Here is a 23,794-nt window from a genome sequence, read left to right as displayed (position 1 = left end):
AGCAGGCTCATGAGCGGGATCGCCGCACCGCTGCACGGCGTAGCGGCGGTGGTGCTCGACACCGACGGTGTCATCACCGATTCGGCGCATCTGCACGCGGCGGCCTGGAAGGGCGCGTTCGACACGTTCCTGCGCGAGCACCCGCCGCAACGGCCGGACGACCAGCGGCCGTTCGACGTACTCGTCGACTACCCGCTGTACGTGGACGGCCGGGCGCGCCGCGACGGCGCGACCGCGTTCCTCGTCTCCCGCGGGGTGCGGCCCGAACCCGCCGTGGTCGACGCGATCGCCGAGGCCAAGGACAGCGCCTACGGTGAGCGGCTGCGCGCGGGCGCGCCGGTACCCGCCTTCCGGGGCACCGTCGACCTGCTGCACACGCTGCTGTCCGAGGGCGTGCTGCTCGCCGCCGCGTCGGCGTCCCGGCACGCCGGGCAACTCCTGCGCCGCGCCCATGTGGTGGACCTGTTCGACGCGGTGGTGGACGGCACGGAGGCGGCCCGACTCGGCCTGCGCGGCAAGCCGCACCCCGATCTGTTCCTGGAGGCGGCCCGCCGGCTGCGGACCGCGCCGGGCGCCACCGCGGTCGTCGAGGACGCGGTGTCCGGGGTGACGGCGGCCCGGCGCGGCGGCTTCGCCGTCGTCGTCGGCGTCGACCGTGTCGGCGGCCCCACGCACCGCGGCCGGCTCGTCGCCGCCGGGGCGGACGTGGTCGTCCCCGATCTCGGAGAACTGGTGACGCAAGGGGCTGTCCGGTGATCCCGACGGGGCCCACCACATGGTCCTACGAGGGGTACGACCCGGCCCGGGAACGGCTGCGCGAGGCGCTGTGCACACTCGGCAACGGCGTCTTCGCCACCCGGGGCGCGCTGCCCGAGTGCACCGCGGACGAGGTCCACTACCCGGGCACGTACGCGGCGGGCTGCTACGACCGCCTCACCTCGCACATCGCGGGTCGCACCGTGGAGAACGAGGACATGGTCAACCTGCCCGACTGGCTCGCCCTGCGGCTGCGCCCCCACGACCACCGCGGCGCGGCCGGCTGGCTGCACCCGGACCGCTCCCGGGTGCTCGCCCACCGCGGCACCCTGCGGCTGGAGCGCGGGGTGTTCGAACGCTTCACCCGGTACGAGGACGCGCGCGGCCGCCGCGTCACCGTGCGGCAGGTCCGCCTCGTCCACATGGCGGAGCCGCAACTGGCGCTCCTGCGCTCGGAGTTCACACCGGAGAACTGGTCGGGCGAGCTGGATGTGGAGTCGGCGATCCACGGCACGGTGCGCAACGCCGGGGTGCCGCGCTACGGCGATCTGAGCGGCGCCCACCTCGTCGACGTGCACCCGGGCTGCGCCGGTCCGCGCGTCATGACCCTGCGCTGCCGCACCCGCACCTCCGATCTGCGGATCGCGCTCGCGGCCCGTACGACCTCGCCCGACCCGGTGCGCGCTCAGGTGCTGCACCAGCACACGGCCTGCGCGGGGCAGCTCCTCCACCTGCCGGTGACGGCGGGGCGCACGGTCACCGTGGACAAGACCGTGGCGCTGTACACCTCCCGGACCCCCGCGATCAGCGACCCGCTGTGGGCGGCCGTCGACGCGGTGGGCCGCGCGCCCGGGTTCGACGAGCTGCTCGCCTCCCATCTGACGGCCTGGAACCAGCTGTGGCGGCGCGCCGAACTCGACGTGCCGGGCGAGGCGGGCCGCATCCTGCGGCTGCACCTCTTCCACGTGCTCCAGACGCTCTCGCCGCACACCGCGGACCTCGACGTGGGCGTCCCGGCGCGCGGACTGCACGGCGAGGCCTACCGCGGCCACGTCTTCTGGGACGAGCTCTTCGTGCTGCCCTACCTCGACCTGCACTTCCCCGAGGTGTCACGGGCGTTGCTGGCCTACCGCCACCGCCGTCTCGGCGCCGCCTGCCGGGCCGCCCGCGACGCCGGCCACCGGGGCGCCCTGTATCCGTGGCAGAGCGGCAGCGACGGCCGCGAGGAGACCCAGCGGCTGCACCTGAACCCGCGCTCGGGGCGCTGGCTGCCCGACCACACCCATCTCCAGCAGCACGTCGGCTCGGCGATCGCGCACAACATCTGGCGGTACGCGCAGACGACCGGCGACACCGAGTTCCTGCACACCAAGGGCGCCGAGACGCTGATCCAGATCGCCCGGTTCTGGGCGGACCGCGCGGAGTACGACGACGACCTGCGCCGCTACCGGATCCGCGGCGTCGTCGGCCCGGACGAGTACCACGACGCGTACCCGGACACGGACCGGCCCGGCGTCGACGACAACGCGTACACCAATGTCACGGCCGCCTGGGTGCTCGCCCGCGCGCTCGATCTCCTGGCCACGCTGCCGGAGCCGCGGCGGGCCGAACTCGCCGAGCGGATCGGCTTCGACGACGGCGAGGCGGAGGTCTGGCGGGACGTCTCACACCGGCTGTACGTGCCGTTCCGCTCCGGCGTCATCGACCAGTTCGAGGGGTACGCGGATCTGGCCGAGCTGGACTGGGACGCGTACCGCAAGAGGTACGACGACATCCGGCGCCTGGACCGGATCCTGGAGGCCGAGGGCGACAGCGTCAACCGCTACCAGGCCTCGAAACAGGCCGACGTGCTGATGCTCGGCCACCTCTTCGCACCGCGCGAACTCGCCTCCCTGCTGGGCCAGTTGGGCTACCGGCTGGACGACGCCGGCTGGCGGTGCACGGTGGACCACTATCTGCGCCGCACCAGCCACGGCTCCACGCTCAGCGGTCTCGTGCACGGCTGGGTGCTCGCGCGGGCACGGCGGTCGGAGGCCTGGACGTTCGTGCGCGAGGCGCTGAGCGGGGACATCGCCGACGTGCAGGGCGGGACCACCGGAGAGGGCATCCATCTGGGCGCCATGGCGGGCACGCTCGACCTGGTGCAGCGCGGGCTCACGGGGCTGCGGACGGGCGACGGCGCCCTGTGGCTGGATCCCGCGCCGCTGCCCGAACTCACCGATCCGGGCTACGGGTTCACGATCCGCTACCGGGGTCACTGGGGTGTGCGGCTGCGGCTCTCGCACGGGCGGCTGCGGCTCACCGTGCCGGTCTCCGACCAGGAACCGATCCGCGTGGAGCTGCCGGACCGGGCCGTCACGGTGCGGCCGGGCGAATCGTGCGAGCTGCTGCTCTCCGCCGCCCCGGAGACCGACGGCCTCGGCCCGCCCGGCTGAGCGGTGTCCGGCGGGCCGTCACACCCAGGCCGCCCACGCGCGGTCCCACGCGGCGAGCCGCCCGCGGTCCAGGTGGCGGCGCACCGACCAGCCCGCGAGCAGGGCCACGGTGACCACGCCGCTCCCGGCTGCGGCGCCCGCGGACACCCCGCGCAGCCAGATGTCGGAGGTGTCCAGCGGCGCCTCGGTGAGCCGGCCCCGGCGGTCCAGCCAGATCCTGGCGGGCTCGCCGCTGGTCGTGCCGGCGGGCACCCGCGCGGTACCGGTCACGACGGTGCCGTCGGCCGTCCTCCAGCGCACCGGCACCTGGTGCATCGTTCTGACCGAGCCCGACGAGCCGGCCCAGGTCACCGCCGGCGGGGCGTCCCGCAGCAGCCGGGCGCTCGCCGGGTGCCGCTCCCGGTGCTGGACGCGGGAGTCGGCCCGCACCCCCGCGACGACCGGCGCGCCGACGGCGAGGGCGGTGACGGGCGCGCCGACGAGCACGGACGCGGTCACGCACAGCACCGTCCAGGCCTCGACCACATCGGACCGGCGCAGCAGCGGGTTCCTGCGCAGCAGCCAACCCCACCGCATGACGTCACGTCCCTTCCGTGTCTCCGGGACCGCTTCGGGCGGCGAGGAGATCGCGGGCGATCAGCTCGGCCCAGCCGGTGATCTGGCCGAGGTCCCGGAAGTCGCCGCCCCTGCCCGCGCGGACGATCGTCCGGGCCGTCCGGCCGTGGGCGTGCTCGTCCAAGCGCCCGCCGAAGGTGATGTGCCCGCGCGCGTCGAGCCGCCCCGCGACGCGGCGCACGCCGCGCACCGGCGGGATGTCGCGCTCGGCGGCCGACGCGTCCAGCGGACCGCTGCTGAACAGCCACAGCGGCCGGGCGCCGAGCCGCGGCCCGGCGCGCCGGACGAAGCGGCGGGCGTCGCGGTGCCAGTGGCCCGAGTAGAGCGCGCCGCCGAGCACCACGGCGTCGTACGCGGCGACGTCTCCGGACACCTCGCGCGCGGGGTACACCGATGTGGCGCAGCCTGCCTTGCTCAGCGCTTCGCCGATCCGCTCGGCGATCTCGGCCGTGGAGCCGTTCTTCGACCCGTAGGCGACCAGTACGCGGGGCTCCCCGGGTTTCACCATCGTCTCGCGACCTCCTTCGGATCGTGGCGTCACAGCTTGCGCAGCCAGTCGTCGGCGACGCCGTGCACCGCCGGTTCGTCGGGGCGCAGACGCGAGTCGTCGAGCCGGTAGGTCAGCTTGTCGACGACACCGATCACGCCGTCGATGTGGCCGGTCATCCGTGCGGCGATGTCCTTCTCGCTGCGCCGTTCCAGCTGCCCGTCGAGGGTGACGACGCCCTCGTGCACCTGCACGGACACGGTCTGCGGTGTCAGCCACAGGCCGCGCACGAGGACCTCGTCGACGATCTCGCGGCGGATCTCGTCGTCCGGCCGCAGGAACACCTGGAGCAGATCGCGGCGGGTGACGATGCCGACGAGCCGTTCCTCCTCGTCGACGACGGGCAGCCGCTCCACCTTGCGGCGGGCCATGGTGCGGGCGGCCTCGGCGATCGTGTCGTCGGCGTGCACGGTGACCGGCGGCGCGGACATCAGCTGTCCCGCCGTACGGGCCCGTGCCCTCTGCCGCTCGGCACGCCCGCCGCGTCGGGCGGCCCGCGGCCAGTGCGGCCGGTGCGGGGGCGGGTCCGGCCGCGCGGACTGTGCCTCGCGGGTCAGCAGGTCGGTCTCGGAGATCACTCCGACGACCCGCTCGTTGTCGTCGACGACCGGCAGGCCGCTGATGCGGTGCTGGTTCAGCAGCCGCGCGACCTCCTTGAACGGGGTGCCGTCGACGACGCGTACGACGTCTCCCACCATCACCGAACCGACCTTGCTGTGCTTCATGTCCTCCGCCTCCTTGCCCGTGCCGCCCTCGTCGCACAGCGGCGGGGTGCACCGCGGCTCTCATCCAGCGTCCGCCGGATGCTCGTCGTCCGTGAGGGGTATCCCGGGCAACGAGGCGGGGCCGACCGGCCCCGGGGGCGCTGTCCGGCCCCGGGCGGCAGGGGTTCGCCGAGCTCGCCCGAGGCCGTATCGGCCCTGGCGCGCGGCACGTCGAGGGTGCGCCGTGCCTCGGCCTCGTCGAGGGTGGTGAGGGCGAACCCGACGTGGACGACGACAGGGGTGTCCACAGCGGCTACGGGGGTGTACTCCAGGCAGACCTCACGGCGTACGCAGATGTCGGCGCACACGGCGACGCACCCCATTCGGCCACCTCCCAGATCACCGGTGGGCGGCGGCGTCGCGGTGCCGCACGATCTCGTCCTCCACCGCGGCCGCCAGGTGTGCCACGCTCGCCCTGACCTCGGGCGACATCCGCGTACCGAGCGAGTGATCGGCGCCCTCGACCGCGTACACGACGAGGCGGCCCGGCAACCGGCCGAGTAACCGGGCGAGTTCGACGGCCCCGGCGAGCCCGAGGCCGTGCGAGCCCGCCGCGCACGGGCGGTTCAGGTGTGCGGCGTCGAGTGCGATGCGGTGCACACGTCCTGGTCGGCCGGGGTGAGTGTGCGCGGTGTCCAGGACGACGGCCAGCTCCGCGCCCTCCCAGAGTCCGATCAGCCGTCCGGGGTCCCCGTCGCAGACGGCGAGGGCCGTGCCCGGCGGCAGCGGCCTGTGCCGCGCCCGCTCCTCCAGGAGGGCGACGGCCGCCCAGCCGACGCCCTCGTCGCGCCGGAGCATGTTGCCCACTCCGATCACCGCGATACGTGTGCGTCCCGCCCTGGCTGCCATCGGCCGGCTCCTTCGTTCCCTCCCACTGTCGTGCGCGCCGGGGCTTCGGCGCACGGGCCGAACGACCCGTCCAGCGGGACCGGTTCGCCCCTCCACCCGGCGCGCGCCCGGTGCCAGCGTGTGCACGACGGCCCCCGCCGGGGTCCGCCGGCGAGGAGGCGAGAACCGTGGAAGATCCGCTGATCATCGGGGTCGACGGCTCGGAACCGAGCCTTCAGGCGCTGGACTGGGCGGTCGACGAGGCCGTTCGGCGCGCCGGCGCACTGCGGGTGCTGCATGCTTCCCGGTGGGGGCACTACGAGGACCGCAGGCCGTCGTTCGGCACGGACCGCGGGGCCGTACAGCGGCACGCGGAGTACATCGCCGCGCAAGCCGTCGAACGGGCCGCCAAGCGCGCCCCCGAGCTCGGCGTCACCGCGGAGGTGGTGGCGCACGATCCGGCCACCGCGCTGATCGAGGCGTCGCACGACGCGGGTGTGCTGGTGGTCGGCAGCCGTGGGCACGGCACGTTCGGCGGGCTGCTGCTCGGCGGGGTCAGCCTGCCGGTGGCCGCGCACGCCCAGTGCCCGGTCGTCGTGGTCCGGGGCCACGACGAAAACGTGCGGGGCGGCTACGGTCAGGTCGCCCTGGGCATCGGGGAGCCCGAACGGGCCGCCGCCGCGACAGAGTTCGCGTTTCGGACCGCCGAGCTGCGCAGGTCGCGCCTTGTCGCGCTGCGCGCCTGGCGCTGCCCCGCCCACGAGCTGCCCGACTTCCCGACCGACGACCGCGCGGCGCATGTGGTGCACGCGGAGAACGAGCTGGCGGCCGCGCTGCACGATCCCGCCGAGCGGTACACCTCGGTGCCGGTGCACGCCGTGCAGCAGGAGGGGCCCGCGCGCGACGTCCTGGTGTCGGCGTCCGACCGGTCGGATCTGCTCGTCGTCGGCGCCCGGCGGCGCAGGAGCGGGTTCGGGCTGCAGCTCGGTCCGGTCGGCCATGCCGTGCTGCACCACTCCGCGTGCCCGGTCGCGGTCGTCCCGCACGACTGACCGGCCCGCGCGGGACACCCGCGCCGCACACCTCACGCTCCTGTACCCGAGCCCCTTTGCGGAGGATCCCGATGGCGAAGGACCCGACGAAGAGCCGGCTGGCCGCGCTCGACGCGCACTGGCGCGCCGCCAACTACCTGTCGGTGGGACAGATCTATCTGCTCGACAACCCGCTGCTCACCCGGCCGCTGGCGGCCGAACACATCAAGCCGCGCCTGCTCGGCCACTGGGGCACCTCGCCCGGACTCAACCTCGTGCACACCCACGTGAACCGTGCCGTCAGGGCGCGCGGCCTGGACGCGCTGTGCGTCTGGGGCCCGGGCCACGGAGGCCCCGCGGTGCTCGCCAACGCGTGGCTGGACGGCAGTTACACCGAGGTGTACCCGGACGTGACGCGGGACGCCGCCGGGATGAGGCGGCTGTTCCGGCAGTTCTCCTTCCCCGGCGGCGTCCCGAGCCATGTCGCGCCGGAGACCCCCGGCTCGATCCACGAGGGCGGCGAGCTGGGCTACTCCCTGGCCCATGCCTACGGCGCGGCCCTCGACAATCCGGGGCTGCTGGTGCCGTGCGTGGTCGGCGACGGCGAGGCCGAGACAGGTCCGCTCGCCGCGTCCTGGCACTCCACCAAGTTCGTCGACCCGGTGCACGACGGCGCGGTCCTGCCGATCCTCCACCTCAACGGCTACAAGATCGGCAATCCGACCGTGCTGGCCCGGCTGCCCGAGTCCGAACTTGACGACCTGCTGCGCGGATTCGGTCATGAGCCGGTCCACGTCACGGGGCGCGAACCCCTGCGCGTACACCGGGAGTTGGCGCGGGCCCTCGACGACTGCCTGGACCGGATCGCGCGGATCCAGCACGAGGCACGTACGGCGGGAAACACGGCGCGACCGCGCTGGCCGATGATCGTGCTGCGCACCCCGAAGGGCTGGACGGGCCCGCGGACGGTGGACGGCGAACCCGTCGAGGACACGTGGCGCTCGCACCAGGTGCCGCTCGCGAACGTGCGCGAAAATCCCGAGCACCTGGCCCAGTTGGAGAAGTGGCTGCGCTCGTACCGGCCCGAGAAACTCTTCGACGCGCAGGGCCGGCCCACTCCCCCGGTCCTCGCACACGTACCCGAGGGCACCCGCCGCATGGGCGCGAACCCGCATGCCAACGGCGGCCTGCTGACCAGGCGCCTGCCCCTCGCCCCGCTCGAACGCTTCGCCGTCCCCGTCGACAAGCCGGGCACCACGCTCCACGAGCCGACCCGTGTCCTCGGTGATCTGCTCGCACAGGTCATGCGGGACACCGCCCGGCGCCGCGACTTCCGTGTGGTCGGACCGGACGAGACCGCCTCCAACCGGCTCCAGGCGCTGTTCGACGTGACAGGGAAGGCGTGGCAGGCCGGGACCAGGCCGACGGACGAGCACCTGGCGAGGGACGGCCGCGTGATGGAGGTGCTGTCGGAACACCTGTGCCAGGGCTGGCTGGAGGGGTATCTGCTCACCGGACGGCACGGGCTGTTCTCCTGCTACGAGGCGTTCGTGCACATCGTCGACTCGATGGTGAACCAGCACATCAAGTGGCTCAGGACGGCACGGCAGCTGGCGTGGCGGCGCCCCGTCCCCTCGCTGAACTATCTGCTCACCTCACACGTGTGGCGTCAGGACCACAACGGCTTCTCGCACCAGGATCCCGGTTTCGTCGACCACGTCCTCAACAAGAGTCCCGATGTCGTCCGGGTGTATCTGCCGCCGGACGCCAACACACTGCTGTCCGTCGCCGAGCACGTCCTGCACAGCCGTGACTACGTCAATGTGATCGTCGCCGGGAAGCAGCCGTGCTTCGACTGGCTCTCGCTGGACGAGGCCCGCGCCCACTGCGCGCGCGGCGCCGGGATCTGGGAGTGGGCGGGCACGGAGAACGGTTCCGGGGAGCCGGACGCCGTCCTCGCCTGCGCGGGGGACGTGCCCACGCAGGAGGTCCTCGCCGCGGCCTCGCTGCTGCGCCGGTACCTGCCGGAGCTGACGGTGCGTGTGGTCAACGTCGTCGACATGACGCGCCTGATGCCGCACGACGAACACCCGCACGGGATGGCCGACTTCGCGTACGACGCCCTGTTCACCCCCGGTAAACCCGTCATCTTCGCCTACCACGGATATCCCTGGCTGATCCACCGGCTCACCTATCGCCGCTCCGGCCACGCCCGGCTCCACGTGCGCGGCTACAAGGAGTCGGGCACCACGACCACGCCGTTCGACATGGTCGTGCGCAACGACCTCGACCGCTTCCGCCTCGTCATGGACGTCATCGACCGGGTGCCCGGACTCGCCGTCCGCGCGGCGGCGGTCCGCCAGCGGATGGCCGACGCCAGGACCCGGCACCACACCTGGATCCGCGAGCACGGCACCGATCTGCCCGACGTCGCAGCCTGGTCCTGGACCGGCTGACCCGCGCCCCGAGGAGGTCCGCCTCATGTCACCCCTGTCCGCGCGCCCGATCACCGCCGGCATCGACGGCTCCCCCGAGAGCCGGGACGCCGCCGACTGGGCCGCCCGCGAAGCCGTACGGCACAGTCTGCCGCTGCGCCTGCTGCACGCGGGTCCCGGCGCGGCCGGGCCGTCCGGCCTTCCGGAGCTGGACGCCCCGGCCGAGCGGGCGGCCGCCGCCCTGCACGATCTGCCGCGCCAGCTCTCCTACGCGCACCCGGCGCTGGAGATCCGGTTCGGCCACACCGAAGGCGCCGCGGTGCCCGTGCTGCTCGACGCCGCCGCCACGTCGACGATGCTGGTGCTCGGCTCCCGCGGCCTGTCCGGCTTCACCGGCTTCCTCGTGGGCTCGGTGGCCGCCGCCGTCTGTGCCCGCGCCACCGGCCCGGTCGCCCTCGTCAGGGCCGGGCAGCGCCCCGAGGACGAGCGCACGGGGCCGGTCCCGGCGCCCTACCGTCCCGTGCTGGCCGGCCTGGACCTCGCGCACCCCGGCGACGAACTGCTCACTCACGCCTTCGAAGCGGCGGCGGTGCGCGGCCTGGATCTCCAGGTGCTGCACGCCTGGACGCTGCCGGTGCTGCACGGCTGCACGCCCGGGACCACACCGCCCGGCGACGCCGCGGGCGCCGAGACGGAACGGCTGAAGATGCTGCATGCGACGCTGCGGCCGTGGCGGCACAAGTTCCCCGAGATTCAGGTCGTGGAGCGTCTCGAATACGGCCATCCGGCCCACCGTCTGCTCATGGCGGCCGAGACCGCGGGGCTCGTGCTCGTCGGACGCCGGACGGCGGCGGGCGCCCGCCTGGGCCACGTCGCCCACGCCCTGATCCACCGCACGGCGTGCCCCGTGCTGCTGGTGCCCCACGACTGAGGAGCGGCCTCCTTCCACCTCATCGCTTCCGCAGCCGGTCGCCCTCGCCGGCGGGCCGTCCGCTCAGGACGGCCCGCCGGCGCCGGTACTCGTCCTCGTCGATGTCACCGCGCGCGAACCGTTCGTCGAGGATCGTCCCGGGTGCGGCCTCCCGGGTCGGCACGGTCCGCTCCGGGCGGGACAGCGCCCGGAACGAGAGCACGGCGATCACGCCCACGAGCAGCCAGAACAGCAGCATCCCCGCCGACATGGCGAACCAGGCCCATCCTCCGGCGTCGTGTTCGTTCCAGAACAGCACAGTCGCTCACTCCCTCACGGGCCCAGAGCACGGGAGGCCCGGCGCCCCGCGGTACCTGCGCCTCGCTTCCACCGTGGCCCCGAACTCCGGCCCCGTCATGGGCCGAAGGGGCCAACACCGCGCGCCGGACAGCGCGCCCGATGGGCTAGCGTGCGCCGATGACGACGACTCCAGTGACCTCCGCCATCGGCCCCGACTTCACCACCCCCGTGGAGGCTCGGTACTTCGAGGACTACGTCCCCGGTGCGACCTACCGGTACGGGAGCATCGCGGTGACCGAGGCGGACATCCTTCGGTTCGCCGGGGAGTTCGATCCGCAGAGCATCCACACCGACCCCGTCGCCGCCGCGGCGGGGCCGTTCGACGGGCTCATCGCCAGTGGCTGGCACACCGCGTCGGTGATGATGCGGCTCTACGCCGACCACTACGTCAGCAGGATCGCCAGTCTGGCCTCGCCCGGCATCGACACGCTGCGCTGGACCCGTCCGGTCCGTCCCGGGGACCGGCTGTCGATCCGTACGACGGTCCGCGCGGCGCGGCTCTCGCGCTCCAAGCCGGACCGCGGCATCGTGCACACCGACGTCGAGGTGCTCAACCAGCACGACGAGACCGTCCTCACGCTCACCGCGATGAACCTGCTGCGCAGCCGCGACGCCGGCCGACCCGCGCCGCAGCACTGACGCAACCGCGCCAGGAACGTTCCTGCGCAACTGCGGCCCAAAGCGCCGCACCAGCCGTTACCGTGTGCCCGAGTCCCCGGCGTGGTGCCTGATCCGGCCATGCGCGTGCGGGGCCCGTCTCAGTCGGGGGGCGACGGGGTTGGGATCGACGGGGTGGTCCACGAGTACCGGGCCGGGAGTGGAGCGGCGACGGCGCGGGGCGTCGGACGTCGTGGGCATCGCCGTGCTCGGCGGCTGCGCGGCATGGTCACTGATCACGGCGACGGCGCGGGCGGGCCGCCCCGAAGGGGTACTGCTCGCCGTCCTGGCCGTCGCCGCCGGATACGCGGGCGGGCGGATCGCCGGCGGGCTCGCCCCGGTCGCCACGTCCTGCGTGGTCGGAGCCGCCGGTCTGGGCCTGGCCGTCGCGTCCCCGCAGGCGGTGCCCGCCCCGAACACCTCGGGCCCGCTGGGCGGCGCCGGGGCGACGGCCGCGCTGCTGGTGCTGTCGACGGGCGCCCTGGCCTGCGCGGCCTGGGCGTCACGGACCCGGCGCATGCGGGTCGCGCTGCATCTGCTGTCGGCCGGCACCGTCGTGGTGGGTGCCGTGGCCGGATCCGCGGCCGGAGCGGCGGCGAGTGGCGGCGTCGTCCTGTGCGCGCTCGCCGCGGCCCGGCTCCGGCACCGCGCGGGAGCGCTCCTGGGCCTCGGCGTCGGCACGGCCGCGGTGGCGGGACTCGGCGTCGCGCTCGCCGGCGGCGCCCTGCCGCCGGGGCCGGCGTCGTTCCTGGAGAGCGAGCTGTCCGAGGACCGTGTCCGGCTGTGGCACCGGGCGCTGGACCTGGCCGCGTCCGATCCGGCGCTCGGGGCGGGACCGGGCCGGTTCGAGGAGTTCGGCACGGTGTCCACCCTGTACACGGCGCCCTCGGTACCGGACGCCCGACCGCACTCGGCCGTGCTCCAGGTCGCGGCGGAACAGGGCTTCGTCGGGCTCGCGCTGCTCGCGGCCGCGTACTGCTGGCTGCTGTACGTGCTGTGGCGCTCGACCCGCCCGACCCCGGTGGTGCTCACGGCCGGAGCGGCCCTGACGGGGGTGGCGGTGCTGGCGACGGTCGGGAATCCGCTCAGCTTCACGGCCGTGACGGCGGGCGCGGGGCTGCTCGCGGGCATCGCCACCGCGGTGCCGTTCGGCGACGAGCCGGTGGACGACGCGGCCGCCCCGGAACCTGTCCGGGGCGGCCGAGGCTGATCGGTCGACGGGCGAGCGGGGCGTCAGGCCACCGGCCGCGCGGGAGCCGGCTTCAGCCGGTCGCGGATGTGGCGCACCGCGCTCTCGGCGTCGTCGACGGTCACCGTGAACTTCCGGCCGTCACCGAGGCTGAGCACGACGCCTTCGCCGCGCCGGACGACGACGGCGGTGCCGATCTCGGGACGCCAGCGGTAGCCCCAGCCGCCCCACTGGCGCGGGGTGACGCGCGGCGCGAAGTCGGCGTCGACGACATGGGCGAGCGGGATCCGGCGGCGCGGCAGGCCGACGTGGCCGCAGCGCACTTCGAGGTGGTCCTTGTCGACCTTCACCGCGACGTGCAGGAACGCGAGGGTGCCGAAGAGCACCAGCAGGCCGACGGCGATCAGTCCGACCACGGACATCGCCAGGGCGGCGATCCCGGTGGCCCAGGAGCTGTCCACGGCGAGCTCGATGCCCAGGGCCAGGCAGGCGAGGCCGCCCAGGGCGAGCAGCCACTGCACACGGTTGTGCGCGCGGCCGGTCCAGATCTCGGTCACCCGGTCGGACGTGCGTCGCCCGGGAGCTGCGTCGGCGGCGTCTTTCCTCATGCACTCGAGACTACTCATGTTCCGCCGCGGAGGCACCGCCTCGCGGAGAGTCACTGCTCCGGAACGGTGGCCGCGGTCACCCGGCGTGGCTGACGGTCTGCAACGCCCGGCCCTCGGCGTAGGTGAGCGCCGCCTGCGGAAGCGTTTCCTCGCGGCCGCTGAGGAGGACGGTGAGCCCGCTGTGCCCGGTCTTCGTACGGGCCGTGTCGCCCGCCCTGCGCAGCGCCTGCGCGGCGACCGCCCCCGCGCTGCCGAGGAGGGTGAGCGGCTCGGCGCCGGGCTGCTCCAGCGCGGCGCGGATACGCTCCGCCACCAGTTCGTAGTGGGTGCAGCCGAGGACGACAGTCCGCACGTCACGCGGGGTGAGCGCGGCGGCGGCCGCGACGGTGCGGTCGATGGCGTCCTCGTCGGCCCACTGCACGGCGTCGGCGAGGCCCGGGCAGGGCACTTCGGTGACCTCGACACCGGCGGCGAAGTCGCGGATCAGGCCGCGCTGGTACGGGCTGCCGGTCGTGGCGGGCGTGGCCCAGATCGCGACGGGGCCGCCGCCCGACGCCGCGGGCTTGATCGCGGGGACGGTGCCGATGACGGGGATCTCCGGCTCCAGGCGGGCCCGGACCGCGGGCAGGGCGTGCACGGACGCCGTGTTGCAGGCGATGATCAGGGCGTCGGGGCGGTGCGCGGCGGCGGCCTCGCAGACGGCGAGCGCCCGCTCGGTGACGTCCTGCGGGGTGCGCGGGCCCCAGGGCATGCCGTCCGGATCCGAGGAGAGCACGAGATCGGCGTCGGGCCGCAGGCTCCGTACCGCGGCGGCGGCCGCGAGCAGTCCGATTCCCGAGTCCATGAGCGCGATCTTCACCCGGAAACCATAGACGATCGGTCCGACAGAACCGCGCCGGTGGGGCAGACTGCGGCGGATGGACGTCGTTGTGTGGATCACCGCGGCCGCACTCGCCGCATGGCTGTGGCTGCTGCTGTGCCAGGGGTTCTTCTGGCGCACCGATCTGCGGCTGCCGCCGCGCACGGATCCGGTGCGGTGGCCGGACGTCTGTGTGGTGGTCCCGGCCCGTGACGAGGCGGAGGTGCTGCCCGAGAGCCTGCCCTCCCTGCTCGCCCAGGAGTACCCGGGGCACGCCGAGATCTTCCTGATCGACGACGGCAGTTCGGACGGCACCGGCGCGCTGGCCCGCGCGCTGTCCGACCGCTACGGCGGGCTCCCGCTGACGGTCGACTCCCCCGGCGAGCCGCCCGCGGGCTGGACCGGCAAGCTGTGGGCGGTCCGGCACGGGATCACGCTGGCACGCGCGCGGGGCCCGGAGTACCTGCTGCTGACCGACGCGGACATCGCCCATGAGCCGGAGAGCCTGCGGGAGTTGGTGGCGGCGGCCGGCGCGGGCGGTTTCGACCTGGTGTCGCAGATGGCCAGGCTGCGGGTGGCGAGCGGGTGGGAGCGGCTGGTCGTCCCGGCGTTCGTGTACTTCTTCGCCCAGCTGTACCCGTTCCGCCGGATCGCCGACCGGAAGTCGCGCACGGCCGCGGCGGCGGGCGGCTGCGTCCTGCTGAGCGCCGAGGCGGCCGACCGGGCGCGGATCCCGGACGCCATCCGCCAGGCCGTCATCGACGACGTGTCGCTCGCGCGGGCCGTGAAGCGCTCCGGCGGCCACATCTGGCTCGGTCTCGCCGAGCACGTGGACAGCGTGCGCCCCTACCCGCGTCTGACGGACCTGTGGCGCATGGTGTCGCGCAGCGCGTACGCGCAGTTGCGGCACAACCCGCTGGTCCTGCTCGGGACCGTGCTCGGGCTCGCGCTGGTCTACCTGGTGCCGCCCGCCGCCGTGTTCCTCGGCCTCGTCGCCCGCAGCGGCCCGGTGGCGCTTCTCGGTGGTCTCGCGTGGGCGGTGATGACGGCGACGTACATCCCGATGCTGCGCTACTACCGGCAGACGCTGTGGCTGGCTCCCCTGCTGCCGTTCACCGCGTTCCTGTACCTCCTGATGACGGTGGACTCCGCCGTGCAGCACTACCGGGGGCGGGGCGCGGCGTGGAAGGGCCGGACGTACGCCCGGCCGGACGCCACGTCCTGACCCGGCCCGCTACTTGCGGCCCGGGGTCCAGTCCATGCCCCAGCCGTAGGCGCGGTCCACGGTGCGCTGCGGGCTGACACCCCGCTCGGGCACGAGGTAGCGGGCCTCGCGCTGCACGGTCAGGTCGCGACCGTCGTTGGTGATGAGGGCGAGCGCGCACACCGTGGACGGGACCGTGCACTCGTCCAGGGAGAAGTCGATCGGCGCTCCGCCCAGGGGCGCGAGGGTGACCGTGGCGTGCAGGTCGGCGAAGCTGCGCGCGCCTTCGTAGATGGTCACGAAGATGAGGACGCGGCGCAGCGCATTCTTGTGGTCGAGGTTGATCGTGAGGTTCTCGCCGCTGGCCACACCGCCGGTGCGGTCGTCGCCGTCGAGGTGGATGTACGGGGGCTGGTGCAGCGATCCGAAGGCGTTGCCCAGGGCCTGGACGACGCCCTTGCGGCCGTCGGTGAGTTCGTACAGGGCGCACAGGTCGAGATCGAGGTCGCGGTGGCGGGCGACGGCCCGGCCGCGCTTGCTGCCCCAGCCGCTGAACTGCTTGCGCACCTCCCAGTTGAGGTTCACCCGCATCGCGCCCGATGTGCCGCCCTGCTTGGCCAGAGACACCGAGGGCGCGGCCTTGGTGAGCGTCACCTTGGTGAGGCGGACCGGCGCGGTGACGGCGGGCGGCGCCGTGGGCATCGGCGGCGGGGCGGCCGCCGTCTGCGGCTCGTCGACCGTGATCCCGTAGTCGGTGGCGAGCCCGGCCAGGCCGCTGTCGTAGCCCTGGCCGACCGCGCGGAACTTCCACGCGCCCTCTCGCCGGTACAGCTCGCCCAGGACGAACGCCGTCTCGACCGTGGCGTCCGTGCTGTCGAAGCGGGCGAGTTCGGCGTCGGAGGCCGCGTCGAGCACGCGGATGTGCAGACCGGGAACGCTGCCGAACGCGCCGCCGTCGGCCGAGGCGGCGAGCACGACCCGCTCGATGTCCGGCTCCACACGCGCGAGATCCACGGACAGCGTGTCCGTCACGGCACCGCCCGTGGTCGTCTTGCCCTCGTGCCGTACCGCGCCGGACGCGTGAGCGGGCTGGTTGTAGAACACGAAGTCGGCGTCGGAGCGGACCCGTCCGGAGGCGAGCAACAGCGCCGAGGCGTCCGCGTCCGGCACACCGGGGCCGCCGCGCCAGCCCAGCTCGATCCGGACCGCCGAGGCTTGCACGGCGACATTCGTTCCCTTGCCCATCGTCATGTCGGCCCCCATCACAGGCTCGCTGATGTACCCGCCGAGATCTCGGCCCTTACACGAATCTAACGCCGCACAACGACCGTTTTTGACGAGTTCGCTCGCATTGGGGACGCACGGTCACACCCGACACGCAAAAGAACCCTCTTATCGGGCTACCCCATCGACCACATCGTGGGCTTAACTTATGTGCCATGACCTCCCCCCGCTCCACCTATGGCGGCGGTTACTACTCCGCGCCGTCCTTCCCGGACACCCCGATCTACGACTCCCTCGTCGCCGAGCGGGGCACACCCCAGATCGCCCCGATCCGGGTCCCCTCCGCGTACGACACCGGAAGCCATCTCCCGGCGCTTCCGGCCGCGTTGCCCGCACTGCCCGCCGGCCCCTCCGCGCCGGCGCCGCAGTACGGCTATCCGCAGCAGCAGTCCCCGGCGATGCAGGCGCCGATGCAGCCCGCGCACATGCAGGCCGCACCGACCGCGTACATCCCGCAGCAGACGGCCGCCCCGCGCGGCTACCAGGGCCAGCAGCCCCAGCCGCAGCGGCAGGCTCCCGGCACCGGCTACGAGGCGATGCGCCCGGCCGCGCCCCGGCCCGCGCCCGCACCGTACGAGGACCCGTACAACCGTCAGCAGTACCGCGGTTACTGATCCGGGGGCCGTCACCGCGGCCCCTGCGCACGGCCCGCACATGGGGTTGTCGGTGCCTGCTGGCAAGATGGCCCCATGTCGCAGCAGCCCGTGCTCAGTTCGATCCATGTCTACCCGCTGAAGGCGGTTCGGGGGCACGCACCGCACGAGGCGGTCGTGGAACCGTGGGGGCTCGCGGGTGACCGTCGCTGGGTCCTGGTCGACGCGGCAGGCAAGATCATTACGCAACGGCCGCATCCGCGCCTCGCGTTGGCCTCCGCCGGCCTGCTGCCCGGCGGCGCCCTCCGGCTGTCCGCGCCCGGGACGCGGCCGCTGACCGTACAGGTGCCCGAGCCGGGCCCGACGACCGTCATCGAGGTGTGGCGCGACAAGGTGGAGGCCGTGGCCGCGGCGGACGAGGCGCACGCCTGGTGGAGCGCCTGTCTGGACACCGAGGTCCGGCTCATGCACCTCGACGATCCGGCGTCCCGCCGCCCGATCGATCCCGCGTACGCCCGGCCCGGCGAGACGGTCAGCTTCGCCGACGGCTATCCGCTGCTGCTCACCACCCTCTCCTCCCTCGATGCCCTCAACTCCCTCATCGCCCAGGGCGATCACGCGGACGAGGGCCCCCTCCCCATGAACCGTTTCCGGCCGAATGTGGTCGTCTCGGGCACCTCCCCCTGGGCCGAGGACGACTGGACACGCATCACGATCGGCGAGGTCACGTTCCGTATCACCAAGAAGTCCGGCCGCTGCGTGGTGACCACCACGAACCAGGAGACCGCGGAGCGTGGCAAGGAACCGCTGCGCACCCTCGCCCGGCACCGGCGCTTCGGCGACCAGTTGTGCTTCGGGACGAACCTGGTTCCGGAGTCGTCCGGGTCGATCCGGCTCGGAGATCCGCTCACCGTCGTCGAATAGCGTCGAATAACCGTCACCCGGATGGGGAACCCGGCGGCGCGACAGACTCGTTGAGGGACAATGGCAGTGCCGGAGACACCGGCGAGCCGGTCGGGCGGCGCGAGGTCCCTTTCCTCGCTCCCCCGCGCGGAGGCGCTGCCGTCCGAGGCGAGGACGGACGTGGAAGGGGGTGCAGGCTGTGCGGGCGGTCATCGGAATCTGGCGCTGGCGGCACAACCCACTGCGCCGCGGCACCGATCTTGCCGAGGCCTGGATCGCGCTGATCGCGCTGGTCCTCATCGTCGTCGCCGCGCCCGTCGCCGGCGCGGTGGCGGGCTCCCTCTCCCGTGACGCGCTGTACCGCTCGGTGGACGAGCAGCACAGCCGGCGTCACGAGATCACGGCGACCGTCGTACGGAAAGTGGCGCAGCCGCCCCTCGACTCCGACCCCGAGACGTCCACCGCGCGGGACGCGCACAGCCGCGTCGTCGCGACCTGGATCGCGCCGGACGGCACCGCGCACCGTGACCGCGTCATCGCCGCGCTCCAGTCCCCGCACCGCGGGGACACCTTCCCGCTGTGGACCGACGAGCGGGGCCGGGTGGTCGGCCGTCCGCTCGACCGGGCCACGGCGACGACCCACGCGGTACTGGCCGGTTTCGGCACGGCCGTCGCCGTCGGCGGTCTCTTCGAGGGCACGCGCAGGCTCGTCGTGTGGCGGATGGTCCGGCGCCGGTACGCGCGCTGGGACCACGCCTGGGACATAGCGGGCCCTGATTGGGGCAGGACCGGCACGGGCAGCTGACAGGGTCGCGACTCCGGTCAACTGCCGTGCTCCGCGCGCGCTACGGTGGACCCACCTTTCTCAGGAAGAGCGCCCGTCAGGGCGTGAGCAGGACCCGCGTACGACGAGGTGGGGGCACAGCACCGTTATGGCACAGGGCACGGTCCAGGTGACGCACACCGGCACATCACGGTGGCGGCGCCGCACAGGTGAGTACCCGTCGTTGGCCGCCGCTCTCGAAGCGGCCGGGGACGGCGACGTGCTGACCGTCGCCCCGGGCACGTACCGGGAGAATCTGATCGTGCAGCGCGCGGTGACGCTGCGCGGTCCCGAGGGCTCCCCCGGATCGGTGCGCATCGCGCCGGTCGACGGGGTGCCGCTGACCGTCCGGGCCTCGGCGACGGTCCAGGACCTCCATGTGGAGGGCCAGGACTCGGCGGCGCCCGCGCTCCTCGTCGAGGAGGGCGCTCCGGAGCTGGTCGACGTACGGGTGGTGACCCGGTCCGCGTCCGGCATCGAGGTCCGCGGCGGGGCCCGCCCCACCGTGCGGCGCTGCACGGTCGACAATCCCGGCGGGATCGGCATCGCGGTCCTGGACGGCGGGGGCGGTGTCTTCGAGGAGTGCGAGGTCGTCGCGGCCGGGCAGGCCGGGGTGGCGGTGCGCGGCGGGGCGCACCCGCGTCTGGAGCGCTGCCGGGTGCACCACGCCTCCGGGGCCGGGCTCTCGGCGACGGGCGAGCACAGCGGCCTGGAGGCCGTGGGCTGCGAGATCTACGAGATCAAGGGCTCGGGCGTGCAGATCACCGGCCGGGCCACCGCCCATCTGACCAATTGCGACGTGCACCGCACCACCTCGGACGGGATCACGCTCGACACGGACGCGGTGCTCACCCTCGCGGACTGCCACATCCACGACATCCCGGAGAACGCGGTGGATCTGCGCTCCCGGTCCGTCCTGACGCTGACGCGTTCCACCGTCCGCCAGTTCGGGCGCAACGGTCTGTCGGTGTGGGACCCGGGCACGCGAGTGGACGCCAATCAGTGCGAGATCCACGACAGCACCGGCGACTACCCCGCGGTGTGGGTCAGCGACGGCGCGACCGCCGTGCTGGACGCGTGCCGGGTGCACGACGTGCCGGACGCGCTCTTCGTACTGGACCGCGGCTCGCGCGTGGACGTCGTCGACAGCGACCTGTCGCAGGTGCGCAACACGGCGGTGTCGGTGAGCGACGGGGCCACGGCGCAGCTGGACGACTGCCGGATCCGGGAGGCCGCGACCGGCGCCTGGTTCCGCGACCACGGCAGCGGCGGCACGCTGGCGAACTGCACGGTCGACGCGATCCAGACGGGCGTCATCGTCACCAAGGGCGCCGACCCGACCATCGAGCGCTGCACGGTGACGTCCCCGGCGGAGGCCGGTTTCTACGTCTCCGCGGGCGGCCGGGGCACGTTCCAGGGCTGCCGGGTGACGGGCAGCGAGGGCTACGGCTTCCATGTCATCGACGGCTGCCGCACGACCCTCAAGAAGTGCCGCACGGAGCGGTGTGCGCGCGGTGGCTACGAGTTCTCCGAGGACGGCCCGCTCGTCGAGGAGTGCACGAGCGACGAGAGCGGCGGGATAAGGCCGGGTGCGTCCGCCGCGCCGCAGCCCGCAGTGCAGACGCAGTCCGCGACCCAGACCGTCGGCCTGCTGAGCCAGGTCCCCGACCAGCGGGCCGAGGCGCCCGCCGAGGAGGAGACGCCCGCGCGCACGTCGCAGGCCGTGCTCGGGGAACTCGACACGCTGGTGGGCCTGGAGAGCGTCAAGCGCGAGGTGCGGGCGCTCACCGACATGATCGAGGTGGGGCGCAGACGGCAGGAGGCCGGCCTCAAGGCGGCCTCGGTCCGCCGTCACCTGGTGTTCACCGGCTCCCCCGGCACCGGCAAGACGACGGTGGCCCGGCTGTACGGCGAGATCCTGGCCTCCCTCGGTGTGCTCGACAAGGGGCACCTCGTGGAGGTGTCCCGGGTCGACCTGGTCGGCGAGCACATCGGCTCGACCGCGATCCGCACCCAGGAGGCGTTCCAGCGGGCCCATGGCGGCGTCCTGTTCATCGACGAGGCGTACGCCCTCTCCCCCGAGGACTCGGGCCGCGACTTCGGCCGTGAGGCGATCGACACGCTGGTGAAGCTCATGGAGGACCAGCGGGACGCGGTCGTCGTGATCGTCGCGGGCTACACGGCGGAGATGGAGCGGTTCCTGTCGGTCAACCCCGGTGTGGCGTCCCGCTTCTCACGGACCATCACCTTCTCCGACTACGTGCCCGAGGAGCTGCTGCGGATCGTGGAGCAGCAGACCGACGAGCACGAGTACCGCCTCGGCACCGGGACCTCGGAAGCGCTCCTGAAGTACTTCACGGCGCTCCCGAAGGGCCCGGCGTTCGGCAACGGCCGTACGGCCCGGCAGACGTTCGAGTCGATGGTGGAGCAGCACGCGGGGCGGGTCGCCCAGCTCGGCGAACCGAGCACGGACGACCTCACGCTCCTCTACCCGGAGGACCTGCCCGAGCTGCCCTGACCCTGGGTTCGCGGCGTGGGCACCGCGTGTTTGAGGCGGGCCAGCAGCCGGGCCCGCTCCTCGGCGAAGACCGGGTCGGCCTGGTAGTCGCCGTGGCCGAGAATCGGGGCGGGCAGCGGGTGCTGCTCGGTGCGGCCGTAGGCGAGCGGGTCCAGCAGGGCCGGGTGGTCGACCGTGGGGCCGCAGTCGCCGGGCAGGCCGATCGGGCCGCCGATGGGGTCCGTGTCACGGTGCAGATTGCGCCAGCAGTCGACCTGGCGGTGCAGGGACGCCAGGGCCGCCGGTCCGAACTGTGCCGGGAACCAGCGCCCGTACAGCCGCTCCAGGGGCGAGCCGTAGGTGAGCAGTCCGACGCGTCGCCGTACCGAGGGCGGCAGTTGCCAGGCGGCGGCTGCCGCGAGGACGCTGCCCTGTGAGTGGCCGGACAGGATGAGCCGGCCGCCGGTCGCGCGCGTCCAGGTGGCCATCCGCCAGGTCAGGTCGGGTACCGCGCGTTCCGCGTAGCACGGGGGTGCGAAGGGGTGGGCGGCGCGCGGCCAGAAGGTGCCCACGTCCCACAGGATGCCGATGGTGCGGCGGGCGGCGGGGTCCTTGTAGGCGCGGCGGCCCCAGGTCACGAACAGTATGAAGCCGGCGCCGATCAGCCAGGAGCCGAGCGCCTGTGCCGTGTCGGCGGCGCCCTCCAGCAGGGGGAACGTGCCCTCGGTGGCGGTCCCGGGGAGCTTGCCGGTGAACCAGGCCCCGGCGACGGCCAGCGCGCCGAGGAGCAGGGACACGGCCGAGACCACGCCGATGATCACGGGGGCCCGGTCGGTGAGGGCGGCACGCGCGCGCGTGCCCGCGATGGCCGATGTACGGGCGGCGTCCGGGCGCTCCCCGGAGGCACCGGCGTGCTCGTCGAGGTGGTAGTCGGCCTCGACCCGGACCGTCTCGGCCTTCTTGATGCGGGCCGTGCGCACGGCGAGGACGGCGCACATGACGGCGACGACGACCAGCAGCGGGGGGATGACGGACGCCTGCCAGGAGAGCAGGACGGGCGGGCCCGGGATCAGTCCGCTCGTGCCGTCCAGCCAGTCGGCGACGCGCTGGGCGACGCCGCCGGTCATCACGCCGCCGAGGCCGCAGGCCAGCATCGCGGTGGCGGGTCCGCCGAGGCCCCGCAGGGCGGTGCGCCGGTCGACGGCCGTGCGGTAGATCGCCCTGGCCACCACGGCGAGAGCCACGACGAGGGCCACCTGGGCGAGCGCGATCCCGCCGAACGCCGCGTCGCCCGGGAGCCGCCCCGAGGAGTGCCAGTACGGGCGGGACCAGCCCGCGTACACCAGGGTCAGGGCGAGCAGGGTGAGCGCGCCGTAGGGCAGGACGCGGACCAGGGTGCGGTCCAGGTGGAGGTCGAGCCGGTCCTCGGTGCGGCCGCGCAGGACGACGACGGCGAGGACCGCGACGAGGCCCGCGATCAGGGCGCCGGAGAAGACGTGCCCCAGGACGTCGAGGAGCACGGGGCCGCCGGCGCGGCGGTCGTAGCGGGCGGCCGACGTGCCGACGGCCGCCGTCACGGTGAGCAGCCCCGCGGCGGTGTGCGCGGCGCGCAGCCGGGAGACCATGCGGCGTCCGTACCAGAATCCGGGCCGCGCCAGCGCGTTGTCCGCGGAGCCGTCGCTGCCCTCGGGGTCAGGCTGGTGGGGCAGCGGGCGCTGTGCCTCGTACGCGCTCCAGGTGCGGTGCGAGAGGTACCAGAGGAAGACGGTCAGCGCGGTCGGTACGAGCGCGGCGAGGGCCAGGCGGCGGCCGGGCTGGCTCCACCAGCCGTCGGCGAGGAATCCGAGCCAGGTCCTGCGCTCGGCGCAGGCCGGTGTGCCCGCGCACTGCCAGGCCGTCAGGTCGAGCGCGACCGCGCAGGCGGCGGCGACGAGCAGCACGGTGAGGGTGAGGCCCGCGAGGCGGACGAGGAGGCCGTAGAGGCGTACGGTGCCGGTCCTGCGGAGTGCGTTGGGCCGCATCCAGTGGGCGAGGTTGACCACCATGAAGGGCAGCAGAACGAGCCAGAGCGCCCGTGATCCGTTGCCGGAGGTGAGGTTGCACCACACGTACGCCTCGGGCACGGGTCTGCCCCGGTAGTCGTCGGGCCTGGTCTCCGCGTCGACGTCCTCGGCGCGGCGGTAGACGGCCGCCGTCGCATCGCCCGACACCCGGACGGTGCGCGGGTCGTCGAGCATCTCCTGCGGTGTGGTGCCGCCCACTCCGTGGACGAGGAGTTCCAGGGCGGTCTCGTCGGCGACCGCGCCGGTTCCGGTGTGCTGTTCAGGCGCCGTGGTCATGTGCGTCCCCCGTTCTTTGCAGACTCAAGGATTCCGCCTCGGCGCCCCCTCGTGCACCCCTCGTCACGGAATCTCCTCGCTCCTTTCGAGCCGTACGCGCTGGTGGCGGGTGCGGGCGGTGGGACGGGTGTCGGTGGCGCGTGCGAGGATGACGGCA

At 73.8% G+C, this 23,794-nt stretch carries 22 protein-coding genes; 12 read left to right on the top strand and 10 right to left on the bottom strand.

Going from position 1 to position 23,794, the window contains the following annotated elements:
- Positions 1-9: 9 nt before the first annotated feature.
- Positions 10-756 carry an HAD family phosphatase gene (locus K377_RS29205; protein WP_111666556.1) on the top strand — a complete coding sequence of 249 codons (747 nt, stop codon included), beginning with the start codon at positions 10-12 and terminating at the stop codon, positions 754-756.
- Positions 753-3,191, top strand: coding sequence for a glycoside hydrolase family 65 protein (locus K377_RS29200; protein WP_258395156.1), 2,439 nt, complete (start codon positions 753-755; stop codon positions 3,189-3,191). Before K377_RS29205 ends, K377_RS29200 begins: the two co-directional genes overlap by 4 nt.
- A gap of 18 nt (positions 3,192-3,209) precedes the next feature.
- Here the strand turns inward: K377_RS29200 and K377_RS29195 are convergent, their stop codons facing one another.
- From K377_RS29195 to K377_RS29175, 5 genes are read right to left on the bottom strand one after another with little or no spacing between them, the layout of a single operon-like run.
- Positions 3,210-3,767 carry a hypothetical protein gene (locus tag K377_RS29195; RefSeq protein WP_111666555.1) on the bottom strand — a complete coding sequence of 186 codons (558 nt, stop codon included), beginning with the start codon at positions 3,765-3,767 and terminating at the stop codon, positions 3,210-3,212.
- Positions 3,768-3,771: 4 nt separating this feature from the next.
- The gene (locus K377_RS29190) at positions 3,772-4,314 is read right to left on the bottom strand and encodes a flavodoxin domain-containing protein (RefSeq protein WP_111666554.1); all 543 of its coding nucleotides are present in this window, start codon (positions 4,312-4,314) and stop codon (positions 3,772-3,774) included.
- A 29-nt stretch (positions 4,315-4,343) separates the two neighbouring features.
- The gene (locus K377_RS29185) at positions 4,344-5,078 is read right to left on the bottom strand and encodes a CBS domain-containing protein (protein WP_111666553.1); all 735 of its coding nucleotides are present in this window, start codon (positions 5,076-5,078) and stop codon (positions 4,344-4,346) included.
- Entirely contained in the window at positions 5,075-5,440 is a 366-nt protein-coding gene (locus K377_RS42870; RefSeq protein ID WP_111666552.1) for a HypC/HybG/HupF family hydrogenase formation chaperone, read from the bottom strand. The genes K377_RS29185 and K377_RS42870 overlap by 4 nt, the downstream gene beginning before the upstream one ends.
- 16 nt (positions 5,441-5,456) lie before the next feature.
- A complete protein-coding gene (locus K377_RS29175) occupies positions 5,457-5,966 on the bottom strand; it encodes a hydrogenase maturation protease (protein WP_111666551.1) in 510 nt (169 codons plus the stop codon).
- Positions 5,967-6,133: 167 nt separating this feature from the next.
- Here K377_RS29175 and K377_RS29170 point away from each other — a divergent pair, with 167 nt between their 5' ends.
- The 3 genes from K377_RS29170 to K377_RS29160 all read left to right on the top strand — a co-directional run bounded on the left by K377_RS29170 (position 6,134) and on the right by K377_RS29160 (position 10,342).
- Positions 6,134-6,997, top strand: coding sequence for a universal stress protein (locus K377_RS29170; RefSeq protein WP_111666550.1), 864 nt, complete (start codon positions 6,134-6,136; stop codon positions 6,995-6,997).
- 71 nt (positions 6,998-7,068) lie between these two features.
- Positions 7,069-9,432 carry a phosphoketolase gene (locus tag K377_RS29165; protein WP_111666549.1) on the top strand — a complete coding sequence of 788 codons (2,364 nt, stop codon included), beginning with the start codon at positions 7,069-7,071 and terminating at the stop codon, positions 9,430-9,432.
- A 25-nt stretch (positions 9,433-9,457) separates the two neighbouring features.
- On the top strand, positions 9,458-10,342 hold the full coding sequence (locus K377_RS29160; protein ID WP_111666548.1) for a universal stress protein: 885 nt from the start codon (positions 9,458-9,460) through the stop codon (positions 10,340-10,342).
- A 19-nt stretch (positions 10,343-10,361) separates the two neighbouring features.
- On the opposite strand, the gene K377_RS29155 is transcribed toward K377_RS29160, so the two are convergent.
- A complete protein-coding gene (locus tag K377_RS29155; RefSeq protein ID WP_258395155.1) occupies positions 10,362-10,640 on the bottom strand; it encodes an SHOCT domain-containing protein in 279 nt (92 codons plus the stop codon).
- A 158-nt stretch (positions 10,641-10,798) separates the two neighbouring features.
- Between K377_RS29155 and K377_RS29150 the strand changes: the two genes are divergently transcribed.
- Positions 10,799-11,320: a MaoC family dehydratase gene (locus K377_RS29150; RefSeq protein WP_111666547.1), complete on the top strand. Its 522-nt coding sequence runs from the start codon at positions 10,799-10,801 to the stop codon at positions 11,318-11,320.
- A 178-nt stretch (positions 11,321-11,498) separates the two neighbouring features.
- Positions 11,499-12,548 (top strand): O-antigen ligase, encoded by a 1,050-nt coding sequence (locus K377_RS29145; protein ID WP_258395154.1) that lies wholly within the window; start codon positions 11,499-11,501, stop codon positions 12,546-12,548.
- Positions 12,549-12,571: 23 nt separating this feature from the next.
- On the opposite strand, the gene K377_RS29140 is transcribed toward K377_RS29145, so the two are convergent.
- Together K377_RS29140 and K377_RS29135 are read right to left on the bottom strand one after the other, a co-directional pair.
- Positions 12,572-13,135, bottom strand: coding sequence for a hypothetical protein (locus K377_RS29140; RefSeq protein WP_111666546.1), 564 nt, complete (start codon positions 13,133-13,135; stop codon positions 12,572-12,574).
- Positions 13,136-13,211: 76 nt separating this feature from the next.
- On the bottom strand, positions 13,212-13,994 hold the full coding sequence (locus K377_RS29135) for a glutamate racemase (protein WP_161195172.1): 783 nt from the start codon (positions 13,992-13,994) through the stop codon (positions 13,212-13,214).
- A gap of 58 nt (positions 13,995-14,052) precedes the next feature.
- On the opposite strand from K377_RS29135, the gene K377_RS29130 reads away from it, so the two are divergent.
- Complete coding sequence (locus K377_RS29130) at positions 14,053-15,219, top strand: glycosyltransferase (protein ID WP_111666545.1); 1,167 nt, start codon at positions 14,053-14,055, stop codon at positions 15,217-15,219.
- Positions 15,220-15,228: 9 nt separating this feature from the next.
- Here the strand turns inward: K377_RS29130 and K377_RS29125 are convergent, their stop codons facing one another.
- A complete protein-coding gene (locus K377_RS29125) occupies positions 15,229-16,449 on the bottom strand; it encodes a TerD family protein (RefSeq protein ID WP_237551939.1) in 1,221 nt (406 codons plus the stop codon).
- 188 nt (positions 16,450-16,637) lie between these two features.
- Between K377_RS29125 and K377_RS29120 the strand changes: the two genes are divergently transcribed.
- The 4 genes from K377_RS29120 to K377_RS29105 all read left to right on the top strand — a co-directional run bounded on the left by K377_RS29120 (position 16,638) and on the right by K377_RS29105 (position 21,319).
- Positions 16,638-17,096, top strand: a complete 459-nt coding sequence (locus tag K377_RS29120) for a DUF6643 family protein (protein ID WP_111666543.1) — start codon at positions 16,638-16,640, stop codon at positions 17,094-17,096.
- Between the two features lie 75 nt (positions 17,097-17,171).
- Complete coding sequence (locus K377_RS29115) at positions 17,172-17,999, top strand: MOSC domain-containing protein (protein ID WP_111666542.1); 828 nt, start codon at positions 17,172-17,174, stop codon at positions 17,997-17,999.
- A gap of 178 nt (positions 18,000-18,177) precedes the next feature.
- Positions 18,178-18,783, top strand: coding sequence for a hypothetical protein (locus tag K377_RS29110; protein ID WP_181512670.1), 606 nt, complete (start codon positions 18,178-18,180; stop codon positions 18,781-18,783).
- 127 nt (positions 18,784-18,910) lie between these two features.
- Complete coding sequence (locus K377_RS29105) at positions 18,911-21,319, top strand: right-handed parallel beta-helix repeat-containing protein (protein WP_111666540.1); 2,409 nt, start codon at positions 18,911-18,913, stop codon at positions 21,317-21,319.
- Here K377_RS29105 and K377_RS29100 read toward each other — a convergent pair.
- Positions 21,289-23,637, bottom strand: coding sequence for a hypothetical protein (locus tag K377_RS29100; protein ID WP_111666539.1), 2,349 nt, complete (start codon positions 23,635-23,637; stop codon positions 21,289-21,291). The two genes, K377_RS29105 and K377_RS29100, sit on opposite strands and share 31 nt — an antisense overlap.
- Positions 23,638-23,794: the final 157 nt, after the last annotated feature.

The organism is Streptomyces sp. PsTaAH-137 (assembly GCF_003259365.1).
In the GTDB taxonomy this organism is placed as follows: domain Bacteria; phylum Actinomycetota; class Actinomycetes; order Streptomycetales; family Streptomycetaceae; genus Streptomyces.
The sequence above is the reverse complement of the archived record's forward strand: the minus strand, read 5'-3'. Positions and strand labels throughout refer to the sequence as shown.

Excerpts from the sequence above, each read along its gene's own strand:
- K377_RS29115 (WP_111666542.1), top strand. The coding sequence starts at position 17,172 with ATGTCGCAGCAGCCCGTGCTCAGTTCGATCCATGTCTACCCGCTGAAG.
- K377_RS29195 (WP_111666555.1), bottom strand. The coding sequence starts at position 3,767 with ATGCGGTGGGGTTGGCTGCTGCGCAGGAACCCGCTGCTGCGCCGGTCC.
- K377_RS29165 (WP_111666549.1), top strand. The coding sequence starts at position 7,069 with ATGGCGAAGGACCCGACGAAGAGCCGGCTGGCCGCGCTCGACGCGCAC.
- K377_RS29175 (WP_111666551.1), bottom strand. The coding sequence starts at position 5,966 with ATGGCAGCCAGGGCGGGACGCACACGTATCGCGGTGATCGGAGTGGGC.
- K377_RS29140 (WP_111666546.1), bottom strand. The coding sequence starts at position 13,135 with ATGAGGAAAGACGCCGCCGACGCAGCTCCCGGGCGACGCACGTCCGAC.
- K377_RS29160 (WP_111666548.1), top strand. The coding sequence starts at position 9,458 with ATGTCACCCCTGTCCGCGCGCCCGATCACCGCCGGCATCGACGGCTCC.
- K377_RS29100 (WP_111666539.1), bottom strand. The coding sequence starts at position 23,637 with ATGACCACGGCGCCTGAACAGCACACCGGAACCGGCGCGGTCGCCGAC.
- K377_RS29190 (WP_111666554.1), bottom strand. The coding sequence starts at position 4,314 with ATGGTGAAACCCGGGGAGCCCCGCGTACTGGTCGCCTACGGGTCGAAG.
- K377_RS42870 (WP_111666552.1), bottom strand. The coding sequence starts at position 5,440 with ATGGGGTGCGTCGCCGTGTGCGCCGACATCTGCGTACGCCGTGAGGTC.
- K377_RS29185 (WP_111666553.1), bottom strand. The coding sequence starts at position 5,078 with ATGAAGCACAGCAAGGTCGGTTCGGTGATGGTGGGAGACGTCGTACGC.
- K377_RS29120 (WP_111666543.1), top strand. The coding sequence starts at position 16,638 with ATGACCTCCCCCCGCTCCACCTATGGCGGCGGTTACTACTCCGCGCCG.
- K377_RS29130 (WP_111666545.1), top strand. The coding sequence starts at position 14,053 with ATGGACGTCGTTGTGTGGATCACCGCGGCCGCACTCGCCGCATGGCTG.
- K377_RS29125 (WP_237551939.1), bottom strand. The coding sequence starts at position 16,449 with ATGACGATGGGCAAGGGAACGAATGTCGCCGTGCAAGCCTCGGCGGTC.
- K377_RS29150 (WP_111666547.1), top strand. The coding sequence starts at position 10,799 with ATGACGACGACTCCAGTGACCTCCGCCATCGGCCCCGACTTCACCACC.
- K377_RS29105 (WP_111666540.1), top strand. The coding sequence starts at position 18,911 with ATGGCACAGGGCACGGTCCAGGTGACGCACACCGGCACATCACGGTGG.
- K377_RS29205 (WP_111666556.1), top strand. The coding sequence starts at position 10 with ATGAGCGGGATCGCCGCACCGCTGCACGGCGTAGCGGCGGTGGTGCTC.